This is a genomic window from Hydrogenovibrio thermophilus (assembly GCF_004028275.1).
GTDB lineage: Bacteria > Pseudomonadota > Gammaproteobacteria > Thiomicrospirales > Thiomicrospiraceae > Hydrogenovibrio > Hydrogenovibrio thermophilus.
Genome location: NZ_CP035033.1, coordinates 1,209,072 through 1,224,583, shown reverse-complemented (window position 1 = coordinate 1,224,583; position 15,512 = coordinate 1,209,072). Strand labels below are relative to the sequence as shown.

Below are 15,512 nucleotides of genomic sequence, written 5' to 3'. Positions count from 1 at the left end.
ATTATTTACCCTTACATATATCCAAATAAGCAACAATTGCTTTAGCGATTTCTGTTACAACAGGTACCGCGACTGAATTGCCAAACTGTCTGTAAGCTGCTGTTTTTGCTACCGGAATAATAAATGGCTCTGGAAAGCCTTGTAATCGAGCACATTCCCTTGGTGTCAACATTCTTGGATTACTTTCTTTTTGAGGTATTAAACACTCCTTTCCGTCTTTTCCATACCTCGCGACAATGGTATTAGAAGGCTTCTCAATATCAGCGCAAAAAGCAGTGAATCCGGTACCCCTTGAAAGGTTGTTACGAGTTCTCCTTTGATGGCCTTCCCAAAGTCTATCAGAGATAGTAAATGATTCATCGACAACATCTTCAAGGATGCTTTTCAGTGGAAGTGGTTCACCTTGGATTTCTGGAAATGAAAATTCCGGCATATTCTTTGGCGTACAAACCATATATGTTCTAACCCTTTTTTGTGGAACTAAAGGGCTAGCGTCCACCACTTTATATGAAAAATTATAACCTAATGATTCTATCGTACTTTTGATAATTGAAAATGTCTTACCTTTGTCATGATTTACAATGTTTCGGACGTTTTCAAGAAATAGAACTTTAGGTTTTTTTGCTTCAACTATCCTTGCAATATCAAAGAATAAAGTACCTTGTGTTTCACAAGCGAAGCCATGCGCGGTATTTCTGGAGTTCCGCGCAGATACGCCAGCTAGACTAAACGGCTGACAGGGAAAACCTGCACATAAAACATCATGATCAGGTATTTCTAGTTCGTCAATTTTTCTTATATCACCAAAAGGAATTTCCCCGAAATTAGTCTCATATGTTTTTTTAGCATATGAATCCCATTCACAGGAAAACACACATTTTCCATTTTGATTCTGCATTGCAAGCCGAAAACCGCCAATACCAGCAAATAAATCAATAAAGTTAAATAAAGGATTCTTCGGTGGAGGGTAAGGAATACTCTTCCAATTAATCGGGAGCTTAAATTGATAAAATCCCTCGCTCTCATTAACCATGTTTTTATGAGTCGAAGGCAAAAAATTACTAATTTCTTTTTCAAAATAATTCCTGATAGAATCCGTTAAGAAAGGAATTTTATTTTGGCTTGCTTGAAGCCAATGAGATACAACTGCCTCAGCTTCATCTCCTTCAGCTTGAGGAAATTCTTCCAGAAGCCCTTCAACAAGCAATGTTTTTATTTCAAGATAGTCTTTCATTAATCGTAAAAATTATTTTTGGGTGATCGGGAATTATATGATTTTTTAATTCAGAGCCTATAATCAAAAAATAAATATAACGAATTTTAATGTATCTAAAACCACCAGGCCTGGTGGTTTTAGAATGGTTTTTGCTGAAAAAACTATTTACGTTTTTTTGGTGGCATTAGGTCGGTTATAGTTCCCTCTGCCATTTCAGCTGCAAAGCAAATTGTTTCGCTGAGCGTTGGGTGCGGATGGATGGTGAGACCGATGTCTTGCATGTCGGCGCCCATCTCGATGGCGAGCATGGCTTCGGCGACCAGTTCACCGGCGTTCGGGCCGACGATGCCGCAACCGAGTAAACGATGCGTTTCGGCGCAGAACATAGCTTTGGTCATGCCTTCGTCACGGCCCAAGCTCAAGCTACGACCAGACGCGGCCCAAGGGAAAGCGCCTTTTTCGTATTCGATGCCTTCGGCTTTCAACTCGTCTTCGGTTTTACCCGCCCAAGCCACTTCCGGGTCGGTATAGGCGACGGATGGAATGCCCATTGGCGTAAAGGCGCTTGGCATGCCGTTAATGACTTCTGCCGCTACTTTACCTTCATGCACGGCTTTGTGCGCCAGCATCGGTTGCCCGACAATATCGCCGATGGCGTAGATGTGGTCCACATTGGTTTTTTGGCGCTCATCCACTTCGATAAAGCCCCAGTCGTTGACGTCGACACCGGCTTTTTCGGCGTCAATCAATTTACCGTTCGGTGCACGACCGACGGCGACCAGAATGCGGTCAAACGTATCGGTTTCCGGGCAGCCTTTGCCTTCGAAAGAAACGACCAGGCCTGCATCCGTGGCTTCCACATTGGTGACCTTGGAACCGAGGTAGATGTTTTCGTATTTCTTTTTGATTTGCTTCAACAGCGGACGGACGATGTCTTTGTCCGCGCCGGGAATGATGTTGTCGGCCAATTCCACAATGGTGACATTCGCCCCCAGTGAATCGTATACCTGCGCCATTTCCAGCCCGATGATGCCGCCGCCGATGACCAACATGCGATTCGGCACTTCTTCCAGTTCCAGCGCATCGGTGGAATCCATCACACGCGGATCGTCATGCGGAATAAACGGCAGTTTCACCACGCGGGAACCGGCGGCGATAATGGCGTTTTCAAACGCGATGGTTTGGGTGCCGCCCTCGGCCAGTTCGACCGTGACGGTATTGGCGGAGCTGAATTTGCCGTAACCTTGCACCACGTCCACATTACGCGCTTTGGCCAGGCCTGACAATCCGCCGGTCAACTTACCGATCACGGAGTTTTTGTAATCGCGCATTTTGTTCAGGTCGATTTCCGGCTCGGCGAAGGTGATGCCGTGCGCACCCATTTCACGGGTTTCGTTCAACACCACGGACATGTGCAACAAGGCTTTGGATGGGATACAACCCACGTTCAAGCAGACACCGCCGATGGAGGAATAACGCTCGATCATCACCACTTTTTTGCCCAAGTCGGCAGCACGGAACGCGGCGGTGTAACCGCCCGGGCCGGAGCCCAGCACCAAGACTTCGCACTGAATATCGGCATCCGGCAAATCGCTGGCGGCGACGGCCGCTGGCGCTTCCGGTGCTTTTTCTTCAGGGGTTTCATCGGGAGTCACGCTTTCTTCGACATTGGAAGAAACGGTTTCTTCGTCGGCGATTTCGATTTTCCCGACGACGGAACCTTCCTTAACCTTGTCTCCAACGCTGATATTGACTTCGGTCACCTTACCGGCGAACGGTGCCGGGATTTCCATCGTCGCTTTGTCGGATTCCAAGGTCAGTAAGGAATCGTCCTGAATGACTTCGTCCCCGGCGGCGACCAATACTTCAATGACGTCTACTTCAGCGAAATCACCGATATCGGGAATGAGAATATCCACTACTTTACTCATACATTTCTCCCAATTACAGAATCAACTGACGTAGATCGGTCAGGTATTGACCAACGGTGGTGGTAAAGCGCACGCCTTCGGCCCCGTCGATAACGCGATGGTCATAAGACACGCTGAATGGCATCACCAAACGCGGTTCAAATTCTGCGCCGTTCCAGACCGGTTGCATCTTGGCTTTGGACAAGCCCATGATGGCGACTTCCGGTGCATTGACGATTGGCGTAAATTGCGTGCCGCCGATGCCGCCCAAGCTGGAGATGGTGAAACAACCGCCGGACATATCCGCCGGGGTCAGTTTACCGTCACGCGCTTTGGCGGACAGTTCCATCAGGTCTTTGGACAAATCGAAGATGCCTTTTTGATCGACATCGCGCACCACCGGAACGACCAAGCCGTTCGGCGTATCGACCGCGACACCGATGTTGTAGTAATGCTTCTTGATAATGGATTGACCGTCCGGTGACAAGGAGGCGTTGAAGTTCGGGAACTCCTGCAAGGCTTTGACCACGGCTTTCATGACGAACACCAGTGGCGTTAATTTCACACCGGCTTTTTCGGCCTGGGCTTTCATGCTCTTACGGAAGGCATCCATCTCGGTGATGTCGCTTTCGTCAAACTGCGTGACGTGCGGTACATTCAACCAAGAGGTTTGCAGGAACTTACCGGAGATTTTCTTGATGCGGCCCAGTTCGACGGTTTCGGTTTCGCCGAATTGGCTGAAATCGATTTCCGGAACGGATGGGATGCCCGCGCCGCCTTGTGGCTGGCCGGAAGCCGCCGCTGAACCTTGCATGACCGATTTGATCATGGCTTCGACATCGTTTTGCTGGATACGCCCTTTTGGCCCGGTGCCGGTGACGGCATTCAGGTCCACGCCCAACTTACGCGCAAAGGCACGCACCGATGGCGACGCGTGATAAGCCGCGCCCATGGACTGAGCATTAACCGGCTTCGGCACAGGCGGCACATTAGGCGCTGGTGCTTTGGTTTCTTGTGGCGCTGGCTTTTCCGCCGGTGCGGCGGCTTTTGGAGCCTCTTTAGGCGCTTCTTTAGCAGGTTCTTCTTTTTTCGCGTCGGCTTTCGGTGCTTCTTCCGCCGCCGCTTCATCGGCTTCGATGTCTAGAATGTAATCGCCTTCCGCGACACTGTCGCCAACTTTGACTGTGACTTTGGTCACTTTACCACTGACTGGAGAAGGGATTTCCATGGTGGCTTTGTCCGATTCCAACGTTACCAGAGAATCGTCCACCGCGACCACATCCCCTTCGGCAACCAATACTTCGATGACTTCGACGGAATCAAAATCACCTATATCCGGGATATTAATTTGCTGTGTAGCCATTTTTTTATTCCTTTTTGGATTCGGCTCGCCGTGAGCGAACCGAATGTGAATTCTTTAGGCCGTTTTCACGACCCATGTCTTAACGACACGCGTAATCAAGCATGAACCGGGTAAGGTTTTTCACTATCAATCCCGTATTTCTCAATTGCTTTCTGAACAACTTCCGGCTTGATGCTGCCAGCATCGGCCAACGCTTTCAAAGATTCCACGACAACGTAGTAGCGATCCACTTCGAAGAACTTACGCAGTTGTTCACGTGTATCGGAACGTCCGAAGCCGTCGGTCCCTAATACATAGAACTCACCTGGAACATATTCACGAATACGGTTCGGGTAATCGCGAATATAGTCGGTTGCCGCAATAAATGGTCCTTCCGAACCAGATAAAGTGGCTTCACAGTAAGACAGTTTTTGTGTCTCGGTCGGGTGCAACGCATTCCAGCGTGCGGTTTCAATACCGTCGCGACGCAACAGGTTGAAACTTGGAGCCGCCCAGATATCCGCCGCGACATCCCATTCGGATTCCAGCATTTCCGCCGCCGCGATGACTTCGCGGAAGATGGTACCGGAGCCCATAAGTTGTACTTTGTTTTTGTGCTTCGCATCGGATTTCTTGAAGGAGTACAACCCTTTCAGGATGCCTTCTTCCGATCCTTCCGGCATGGCCGGGTGCGAGTAGTTTTCGTTCATGCACGTGATGTAGTAGTAAACGTCTTCCTTATCGTGGAACATACGACGAATACCGTCACGGATGATGACCGCCATTTCGTAAGCGAATGTCGGATCGTAAGAAATACAGTTCGGCACTTGGTCGAATTGAATCAGGTTATGACCGTCCTGGTGCTGCAAGCCTTCGCCTTCCAGCGTGGTACGACCGGCGGTGCCGCCCATCAAGAAACCACGTGCACGGGAATCCCCGGCGGCCCAAGCCAAGTCACCGATACGCTGATAACCGAACATGGAATAATAAATGTAGAAAGGCACCATGCTCACACCGTAGTTGGCATAAGCGGTGGCTGCCGCAATCCAGTTGGACATGGCGCCGGCTTCGTTAATCCCTTCTTGGAACACTTGCCCGTTGGCGGCTTCCTTGTACCACATCAATTGGTCGGAATCCATTGGCTCGTAAAGCTGCCCTGCCGGATCGTAGATACCGACTTGACGGAACAGACCTTCCATCCCGAAAGTACGTGCTTCATCCGGAATAATCGGCACACAACGTGGCCCGATTTTCTTGTCACGCAACAGGATGGAGATGATACGAACAAACGCCATGGTCGTGGACATTTCACGATCTTCGGTGCCTTCGGTCAGCATTTTGAACGCCGACAATTCCGGAACCAGTAAAGGCTCGGCATTGTCTTGACGCGCTGGCAATTCACCGCCTAAGGCTTCACGGCGTTCTTTCATGTATTTGATGATGTCGGAGTTTTCGTCCGGACGGTGGAACGGAATGTCTTTTTCCAGTTCTTCGTCGGAAACCGGCACCGAGAAACGGTCACGGAAGTATTTCAGCCCTTCCAAATCCAGTTTTTTCTGTTGGTGAGCGGTGTTGGCCGCTTCACCGTATTTGCCCATCCCGTAACCTTTGATGGTTTTCGCCAGGATGACCGTTGGTTGTCCTTGTGTTTCGGTGGCGCGCTTGTAAGCGTTGTAAATCTTACGTGGCGAATGACCACCGCGCGTCAGACGGAAGATTTCGTCGTCGGTCATGTCTTTGACCAGTTCGGCGGTTTCCGGATATTTACCGAAGAAGTGTTCGCGCACGAAAGCACCATCTTTGGCTTTGTAAGCCTGGTACTCACCGTCCACGACTTCGCCCATACGCTCGATCAGTTTACCGGTGGTGTCTTTTGCCAGCAAACGATCCCAGCCGGAGCCCCAAATCACTTTGATGACGTTCCAACCGGCGCCACGGAAAACGCCTTCTAGTTCCTGAATGATTTTGTCATTACCACGAACCGGGCCATCCAAACGCTGTAGGTTACAGTTGATGACGAAAATTAAGTTGTCCAGCTTCTCACGCTTGGCCAACTGCAAAGCACCACGGGATTCCGGTTCATCCATTTCACCGTCGCCCAGGAACGCCCAGACTTTACGACCTTGGGTTTCGGACAAGCCGCGTGCTTGCATGTATTTCATGAAACGCGCTTGGTAAATGGCCATCAAAGGCCCCAAGCCCATGGAAACGGTTGGGAACTGCCAGTAATCCTGCATCAACCAAGGGTGAGGGTAAGACGATAAGCCGTTGCCGTCGACTTCCTGACGGAAGTTATGCAGTTGATCCACATCCAGACGCCCTTCCATAAAGGAACGTGCGTACATCCCCGGTGCGGTGTGCCCTTGGAAGAACACCATATCGGCACCTTGTTCGTGTTTTGGCCCTTTGAAGAAGTGGTTCATCCCGACTTCATACAAAGTACAGCTGGATGCATAAGACGCGATATGCCCCCCGACACTGGTGGTTTTGTTCGCACGCGTCACCATTGCCATGGCATTCCAGCGCAATAAGGCGCGGAGTTTACGTTCCAGGCCAACGTCACCCGGGTAGTTGCTTTGCTCTTCCGGTGCAATGGTGTTGATGTAAGGGGTGTTTGCGGAATAAGGAATGTCGATTCCGTGGACACGGGCTTTCTCGATCAAGGAGCCAATAATGTGTTGCGCCTTGTCGGAGCCTTCGAAAGAGACGACCGCCTCTAATGCATCGATCCACTCTTGTGTTTCTTGTGGATCTTGATCAACGAACTTATCGTTCATAAAAAATTAACCTCTTTGGTTGGTTCAAACCTGCTTCAGGGGCTGGGTTTTCCTGAAGCCATTCAGTAGAGCGTAGTTCTTACGTCTACCGCCAACAAATCCATTTTGGTTTCCAGCTACTTAGTATTTCCAAAACGTCTGAACTTTTCAGGTTTGGGGACGTACGTCTCCCTGCAAGTTCAAATTAAATGCGCTGGCATCATAACATTTTTTACCTAGTTTTCCTAACGAAGGATGCGCTTTAAGCGCCCTTTCGCCACTTATCGGTTGATGAAATGTCGTTAATATTTTGATTTAAAATGCGAAAACGTAATGGCAATCTTCCCGGGACAGGAACAAAAAGGCGGGAAAATCGACGCGATTGGAGGCGCCGATTCGGAATCAGGCGTGTTCTTTAATCCAGAATTTATTGAGGTGTTCTTCCAATTCGGTCAGCGCCTGCTGATAAACCGACTGTTTGAATTCCACCACATTCTGAACCGGCAACCAATAATCCACCCAACTCCAGCCTTCGAACTCCGGCGTTTCATGAGTGTTCAAATCGATTTTCTCTTCTTCGCTCAGCATGCCGAGCAAAAACCAGATTTGCTTTTGGCCGATACACACCGGTTGGCTGTAATGACGAATCAGGTGTTTCGGTAAATCGTACGACAACCAATCCTGCGTGCGTCCCAATACACGGACATCGGACGGTTCCAGACCGACCTCTTCTTTCAATTCACGGAAAACGGCTTGTTGCGGCGTTTCGTGCTCACGCACGCCGCCCTGCGGAAACTGCCAAGCCTCCTGGTGCATGCGTTTTCCCCAAAACAGCTTCCCTTCCTTATTTACGATAATGATACCTACATTTAAGCGGTATCCCTCTTCATCAATCACGGTTGACCCTTTGGTATTCTTTTTATTTTTCAATATACAATACCGTTAATTATTGCAAGAAAACGCCTTTTGTTTCAATCTCTTTTCACAAAGCTTTGTCCGTAAAATGTCGAAAAGACGTCCAGGCACACCCCAATCCCATGCTGAACGAAAGCGTTTTTTCATAAAATGAATCGTGTTTTTCTTCGGAATAAACGCCTAAATAGGCTAAAATGGCGCTTCTTTTTTAATCGAAATAAACTGAATAAAATTATGGCTTTAGCAATCTTTGACCTGGATCACACACTCATCAATGGCGACAGCGACTATCTTTGGGGAAAATTTCTGGTCGAAAAAGGCGTGGTGGACAAAACCTATTACGAAACCCGGAACGACCAGTTCTATGAGGATTATAAAAACGGCACCCTCGATATCATGGCCTATCAGCATTTTTCGCTGGAACCGCTTTCAAAGCATGATATGACGACCTTAAATGCCTGGCACGACGAATTTATGGAGAGTTTCATCCGTCCGATCTATCAACCTAAAGCCCAATCTCTGGTGGACGAGCACCGCGCCAAAGGCGACACCTTGCTCATCATCACCGCGACCAACAGTTTCGTGACCCGGCCGATTGCCGAACTCTACGGCATTGAAAACCTGATCGGCACCGACCCGGAGATGAAAGACAATCGCTACACTGGCGAAGTGGCGGGCACGCCGTCTTTCCAGAGCGGCAAAGTCACCCGTTTGAACGAGTGGTTGATTTGCAACCACCATGACCTATCCGGTAGCTTCTTCTATTCCGATTCGCAAAACGACATCCCACTGCTGGACATTGTGGAAAATCCGGTGGCGGTGGATTGCGACGAGACCTTGGCGTCTTACGCTCAAGAGCGCAACTGGCCGATTATCAGCCTGAAAGATCAATAACCACCAGGCCTGGCCGGAAATACCCAAACCACCGCACCGGTTCGGCGGTATAATAAAACTTGATAGACACAAAAAAAAACAACAATAAAACAATCGGTTGCACGTATATTTTCGTATGAAATCTCATCTCATCATTTCACGGCAAACCAAAGCCGAACAAAGCAACCTGCGACGCATCCAACGCGGCCTGTTGCTCGGCATGGCCGCGTTGGTCATCGCCATCACAAGCTTGTCCTGGCATTATTACCAAAAAGACAGACAGGTTTTCATCCACTCCACCGAATCCATCTCACCATCCAAGCTGGACGTGATTTTGGAAGAATTGGTTTACTTGGTCAGTGACGTTATTCAAGACACCTTATTCATTGCAAAAATGCATCAAGCCTATCTGGAAAATTCGCCGGGCGTGGCCATGCTGCAAACCAAGCAACTTCTGGAAAACATTTCCTCCATCAAACCGATTTACGACCAACTTCGCGTGCTCGGCCCCACCGGCATGGAGCAAATCCGCATCAACCACACCGAAGAAGGCCCTTATGCCGTGCCGCAAAACCAATTGCAGGACAAACGGCATCGTTATTATTACCAGGAAGCGCTGGAGGTGCCGAAAGGTCATGTTTACATCAGCCCGATTGACCTCAATATCGAGCACGGCCAAATCGAACGTCCGTACAAACCCATGATGCGTTTTGCCACGCCGGTTTACGATCACAACAACCAGATTACGTCCGTCATCATCGTCAATTACCTCGCACAGGAACTGATCAATGTCCTCAGCAAGTACAGCGAAGGCAATGTCCAGCTGATGCTGTTGAACCATGCTGGTTACTGGATTAAGGCTCCCCGCCCCGACCTGGAATGGGGCTTTATGTTCCCGGAACGCAAAGACACCAATTTCAGCAAATCCTTTCCAGACGTCTGGGAATTGATCTCTAATCAAAAAAGTGGCCGCCTAGAACACTCGGAAGGCATCTTCAATTATGAAACGATTGATTTCGAGAGCATCAAACACGCCAACGAAAAACTCAATCAAACCTTTTCCCTGACCGCATTCACGCCGGAATTCAATAACTGGAAACTGGTGACCTATCTTCCCAAAGACACCATGAATGAAGCCATCGGTTCCATACGCGCCCGTTATGTATTGATTGCCGGGCTGCTAATCATATTGAGCGCCGTCAGCCTGTTCCTGATGTACCAGAACACCTTGAATCGCTACAAACAGCGACAAGCGCTCTTATCCCAGGCTTATTTCGACCAACTCACCGGCGCTTACAACCGTACCTCGCTGGACAATATCACCAAAGAAGCCTTCAAACACAATCAGGACGCGGCGTTCATCTTCATCGACTTGGACGGGTTCAAACCCATTAATGATGAATACGGACACCAGACCGGAGACGAAGTCTTGAAAATCATCGTCAAGCGCGTTCAGCACCTGCTGCGATCCAATGACGTGCTGTTCCGATTGGGAGGCGACGAATTCGCCATTTTACTCAGCGGGCAATTGACCCGTGCCGACATTGAACACATCATCCAGCGCATCGAAGAAGTGATTGAAAAACCGATGCAGATCAAACAGAACCGTATTGAGGTTCGCGCCAGTGTCGGTTACAGCTGTTACGGTGAAGACGGCCATGACGCAGACAGCTTGCTGAACGCCGCCGACGAAAAAATGTACGCCGTCAAGCACGCTCGAAAACAGTCCAAGCAAACCGGTTAAACCCTAGGCGACGTTTCAGACATAAAAAAACCGCCAGGCCTGGCGGTTTTTTTATATATTGGTGTCACAACCTCCGAAAAAGGCTTAACGCATGCCCGGTGGCAACATTCCGCCCATGCCCGGCGGCATTTTACCGGCCATGCCGCGCATCATGTTTTTCATGCCGCCTTTGGAGACTTTTTTCATCATCTTCTGCATTTGCGTGAACTGCTTCATCAACTTATTGATGTCCTGCACCGTGGTACCGGAACCGGAGGCAATACGCTTCTTACGCGAGCCTTTGATGATGGCCGGGTGCGCACGCTCCTGCGGCGTCATGGAGAAGATAATCGCTTCCAGACGCTTGAAGTCCTTTTCCATCGCCTGATCGTTGATTTGATCCTTCAACTGCCCCATGCCCGGCAACTTGCCCATCAAACCGCCAACACCACCCATTTTGTTGATTTGCTGCAATTGTTCCAGAAAGTCTTCCAAATCGAATTGGCCCGACTTCTGGATTTTTTTGGCAAACTTGGCGGCTTTTTTCTGATCGATTTTGGTTTCGGCTTCTTCGATCAAGCTGAGCACATCGCCCATGCCAAGAATCCGCCCGGCCATACGATCCGGGTGGAACGGCTCCAACGCCTCGGTCTTTTCACCGGCCCCGATGAATTTAATCGGCTTGCCGGTGATTTCACGAATCGACAGCGCCGCACCACCACGGGCATCCCCGTCAGTTTTGGTCAGAATCACACCGGTCAACGGCAACGCATCATCAAAGGCTTTGGCCGTGTTAGCGGCATCCTGACCGGTCATCGCATCGACCACAAACAGGGTTTCCACCGGCTTGACCGCCGAATGCAAACGCTGGATTTCCTGCATCATGTCGTTGTCGATGTGCAAGCGACCGGCGGTATCCAGAATCAATACATCCACAAATTGTTTACGCGCTTCCGCACGAGCATTATTGGCGATATCGACCGGATCCTGATCGGCGGAAGACGGATAGAAAATTACATCAATTTGTTCCGCCAGTGTTTCCAGCTGCTTGATGGCCGCGGGACGGTACACGTCGGCCGACACCACCATGACCTTTTTCTTCTCACGCTCTTTCAACCAGCGCGCCAGCTTGCCGACCGAGGTGGTTTTACCCGCCCCTTGCAAACCGGCCATCATAATGACCGCCGGCGGTTCGACATTGAAGTTCAGCGGCGCGGCTTCCTGCCCCATGACTTCGGTCAGTTGTTCACGAACGATTTTGATGAACGCCTGGCCCGGATTCAGGCTGGTGGACACTTCCTGACCGATGGCTCTTTCCTGAACCTTGTCGATGAAACTTTTCACCACCGGCAAGGCGACATCCGCTTCCAACAAGGCACGACGCACATCACGCAATGCGTCCTTGATATTGGATTCCGTTAAACGTCCCTGACCGGTAATCGCTTTAAACGATTTGGCCAGACGATCCGATAGATTATCAAACATAGTCATTCCCTATACGAAGTTCGCGCCAACCGGATTCCATTCGCCCGCCCCGATGCATTCGAAGGCGTTGTGCTTTAAGGAATTGTGCGGAATTTCGTTTCATTTAATTCTGATTTTCGATATTATACGGCTTTAGTCACCAAATATCTAAGATAGCACGGGATTTTCATTGGATTTTTTCAGCCAAAACCGCTACCCGGCTATCGTTCAAAACCGGAAGGATTAGAATGGCCATCAGCGTTTTCATCGCACTTTTTTCCAGTCTGCTCTATCTGTATGCCACCCATATTCTATGGCAGCGCTTTAAAAGTGACGAGAGCGAAGCGGCGAACTTCAACCGTCACAAGCTATTGCTGATCGCCGCCTTGGCTGCCGTCGTGCACTTGATTTCCTTCTCCGGCCACTTGTTCAGCGACGGCATGCTGATGTTCCGCTTCGGTACCGGATTATCGTTGATTTCATGGATTGCCGTGGTGATTTTGCTGATCACCAATATCAATAAAGCCACCGAAAACCTCGGCATTTTCATCTTCCCGTTGGCGGCATTGACAACCCTACTCCCGTTCACCGGCACCACGCTCCAGCCATTGCCGTTGGCACTGGGCAGCCACATCCTGATTTCCATCACCGCTTACAGCATCATGGGACTGGCGGCGGCGCAAGCCACCTTGTACGCCATTCAGGAAAGACGGTTCCAAAAACGCCAATTGAGCATTGTCTTTAAAAACCTGCCCCCGCTGCAAATCATGGAAAAAACCTTGATTCAGCTGGTCATTATCGGATTCATTTTCTTGAGCTTCGCGCTTTTGAGCGGCGTCTTCTTTATGGAAGACATTTTCGCGCAACATCTGGTGCACAAAACCTTCTTCGCCATCCTGGCCTGGCTGACCTACGGCCTGTTAATTTTCGGCCACTTCCAGTTCGGTTGGCGCGGCCAGAAAGCGGCTTATTACACCATCTGGGCGTATTTCCTGCTCATTCTAAGTTACATCGGCACGGAAATCGTTCTGAACTTCATGATGCACGCCAAAGGCTGAACCGTTTTCAGCCGGGAGAAACCCGGCTTTCGAGCCGCAAAAACATCACGCATCCCTGTCGCAAAAATGTCATGGCGAATCCCTTTCAGAATCGCTATAATTTCCTTTCGATTAACTACCCAAAAGAATCATCTTGAACAGTATTCCCATTTCGGTCCTCTTCGGGATCCTAATCTTACTCATCATTCTGTCCGCGCTCTTTTCAAGTTCCGAAACCGGAATGATGGCGCTGAACAAATACCGCCTGAAACACAAAGTCAAAGAAGGCCATAAAGGCGCCATCAAGGTTCAGCGTTTGCTCGAATCGCCAGATCGCCTGCTGGGCGTCATTTTGCTCGGCAACAACTTCGTAAACATTTTCGCGTCGTCCGTCGCCACCATCATCGCGATGCGCTTGATCGGCGAAGCCGGTATTGCTTTGGCCGCCGGGCTACTGACATTGGTCATTCTGGTCTTTTCCGAAGTGGCCCCGAAAACTCTGGCCGCACTTTACCCGGAAAAAATCGCCTATCCAGCGGCCTATTTTCTAGAACCGTTATTGAAAGTGCTGTCGCCGCTGGTCTGGATGGTGAATTTTTTCGCCAACAATTTCCTGCGCCTGTTCGGCGTTAAAGTGTCCGACCGAGAAGACGACGATCATGCGTTGAGCCGCGAAGAACTGCAAACCCTGATCAACGAAGCCACTGGGCGTTTGCCGAAACAATACCGCACCATGCTCAACGGCATCATGCAATTGGAAAGCATCACCGTGGAAGACGTGATGATTCCGAAACAGGATATTTACGCCATCGACGTCAGCCAACCAATGGAAGAAATCGTTAAAACCATCCTCAAATCGCCGTTCACACGCATTCCGGTGTACCGCGAAAACATGGACGAGGATTTACTGGGCGTCATCAACCTGCGTAAAGCGCTGCCGTTATTGACCAAACCCGATTTGTCACTGAAGGACATCATCAAGGCGACGCGTCCGGGCTATTTCATTCCGGAAACCACGACGCTGAACATCCAGCTATCCAGCTTCAACAAACACAAACGCCATATGGCGCTGATTGTGGACGAATACGGCAACCTGCAAGGCCTGCTGACGCTGGAAGATTTGCTGGAAGAAATCGTCGGGAAATTCAGCACCGACACCCGTGAAAAAGCCTTTACCAAAGTGGCGATGCACCAGGACGGTTCCATCACCTTCGATGCATCGGAATTCATTCGTGACCTGAATAAAACTTACCAGTTCGAGTTACCGACCGATGGCCCGAAAACGCTGAACGGCCTGATTCAGGAAGAATTGGAGACTTTGCCGGAAGTCGGCACCTGCTTGAAGGTCGACAACTACATTCTGGAAGTGACCGAAACCTCTAAGCACGCCATCGAAAAAGTCAAACTGACGCAGGTCGACCCGACACTGCGCTTCAAATAACCAAGGAAAGTTATGTCTTTTATTTTCGAAAACGACCAGGCCTGGCTGAAACTGAAAAACGGCATTAAACAACTGGCCCAACAAGAAGTGCTGCCGCGTTTCCGTCATGTGGATGCGTCCACCAAAGCCGACGGTTCGGTGTTGACCGAAGCCGATACCGAAATGCAGAAAGCCACCGAAGCCTTCCTGAACGAACACTGGCCGCAATTCACCTTTTTAGGCGAGGAATCTTCGGCTCAAGAGCAAAAAGACGCCCTCGCCTCCGATAACGGTTGCTGGATTCTCGACCCGGTCGATGGCACCAGCAACTTCGCCAGCGACATTCCGGTTTACAGCGTCTCGCTGGCCTTGATTATCCAAGGCGATGTCAAATTGGGTATGGTGTACGACCCGGACCGTGACGAGCTGTTTGCTGCACGCAAAGGCCAAGGAGCTGAATTGAACGACCGCGCGCTTATCGCGCAAACCGCCAAAACGGAATTGAAGAAGTGCATCGGACTCGTCGATTTCAAACGATTGCAGGCGCCGTTGTCAACCGAGCTGGTATTGAAACCGCCTTATGCATCACAGCGCAGTATCGGCTCCGTGGCGTTGGACTGGTGTTGGGTCGCAGCAGGACGCGGTCAACTTTATTGCCACGGCGCTCAAAACATCTGGGATTACGCCGCCGGCTGGCTGATTTTGAATGAAGCCGGCGGCAAAAGCGCCACCTTGACGGGCGAAACCGTTCTGGTGTCGGAAGTGGTCAAGCGTTCCGCTGTGGCCGGAACCACACCGGCGCTATTCGACGACTGGTTTCAAATCTTGCAGGATTATCAACACGCCGACTGAATGC

Annotated in this window: 11 protein-coding genes; 5 read left to right on the top strand and 6 right to left on the bottom strand. The window is 50.0% G+C overall.

Annotated elements, in window-relative coordinates; translation table 11 throughout:
- Position 1: 1 nt before the first annotated feature.
- The 5 genes from EPV75_RS05675 to EPV75_RS05655 form a co-directional block, all read right to left on the bottom strand.
- Positions 2-1,234, bottom strand: coding sequence for a DNA cytosine methyltransferase (locus tag EPV75_RS05675; RefSeq protein ID WP_128384748.1), 1,233 nt, complete (start codon positions 1,232-1,234; stop codon positions 2-4).
- A gap of 143 nt (positions 1,235-1,377) precedes the next feature.
- Complete coding sequence (lpdA, locus tag EPV75_RS05670) at positions 1,378-3,147, bottom strand: dihydrolipoyl dehydrogenase (RefSeq protein ID WP_128384747.1); 1,770 nt, start codon at positions 3,145-3,147, stop codon at positions 1,378-1,380.
- Between the two features lie 13 nt (positions 3,148-3,160).
- Positions 3,161-4,489 carry a dihydrolipoyllysine-residue acetyltransferase gene (gene aceF / locus EPV75_RS05665; RefSeq protein ID WP_128384746.1) on the bottom strand — a complete coding sequence of 443 codons (1,329 nt, stop codon included), beginning with the start codon at positions 4,487-4,489 and terminating at the stop codon, positions 3,161-3,163.
- A gap of 95 nt (positions 4,490-4,584) precedes the next feature.
- The gene (gene aceE, locus EPV75_RS05660) at positions 4,585-7,245 is read right to left on the bottom strand and encodes a pyruvate dehydrogenase (acetyl-transferring), homodimeric type (RefSeq protein ID WP_128384745.1); all 2,661 of its coding nucleotides are present in this window, start codon (positions 7,243-7,245) and stop codon (positions 4,585-4,587) included.
- A 381-nt stretch (positions 7,246-7,626) separates the two neighbouring features.
- Positions 7,627-8,121 (bottom strand): RNA pyrophosphohydrolase, encoded by a 495-nt coding sequence (locus EPV75_RS05655; RefSeq protein ID WP_029937859.1) that lies wholly within the window; start codon positions 8,119-8,121, stop codon positions 7,627-7,629.
- Positions 8,122-8,373: 252 nt separating this feature from the next.
- Here EPV75_RS05655 and EPV75_RS05650 point away from each other — a divergent pair, with 252 nt between their 5' ends.
- Positions 8,374-9,033 (top strand): histidinol-phosphatase, encoded by a 660-nt coding sequence (locus tag EPV75_RS05650; RefSeq protein WP_128384744.1) that lies wholly within the window; start codon positions 8,374-8,376, stop codon positions 9,031-9,033.
- A gap of 115 nt (positions 9,034-9,148) precedes the next feature.
- Positions 9,149-10,756, top strand: coding sequence for a GGDEF domain-containing protein (locus tag EPV75_RS05645; RefSeq protein WP_128384743.1), 1,608 nt, complete (start codon positions 9,149-9,151; stop codon positions 10,754-10,756).
- 84 nt (positions 10,757-10,840) lie between these two features.
- Here the strand turns inward: EPV75_RS05645 and ffh are convergent, their stop codons facing one another.
- Positions 10,841-12,220 (bottom strand): signal recognition particle protein, encoded by a 1,380-nt coding sequence (ffh, locus tag EPV75_RS05640; protein WP_029937856.1) that lies wholly within the window; start codon positions 12,218-12,220, stop codon positions 10,841-10,843.
- 227 nt (positions 12,221-12,447) lie between these two features.
- On the opposite strand from ffh, the gene EPV75_RS05635 reads away from it, so the two are divergent.
- The 3 genes from EPV75_RS05635 (at position 12,448) to EPV75_RS05625 (ending at position 15,508) form a co-directional block, all read left to right on the top strand.
- Entirely contained in the window at positions 12,448-13,257 is an 810-nt protein-coding gene (locus tag EPV75_RS05635; protein ID WP_029937855.1) for a cytochrome C assembly family protein, read from the top strand.
- A 133-nt stretch (positions 13,258-13,390) separates the two neighbouring features.
- Complete coding sequence (locus EPV75_RS05630) at positions 13,391-14,677, top strand: HlyC/CorC family transporter (RefSeq protein WP_128384742.1); 1,287 nt, start codon at positions 13,391-13,393, stop codon at positions 14,675-14,677.
- Between the two features lie 12 nt (positions 14,678-14,689).
- The gene (locus tag EPV75_RS05625) at positions 14,690-15,508 is read left to right on the top strand and encodes an inositol monophosphatase family protein (protein WP_128384741.1); all 819 of its coding nucleotides are present in this window, start codon (positions 14,690-14,692) and stop codon (positions 15,506-15,508) included.
- Positions 15,509-15,512 lie beyond the last annotated feature (4 nt).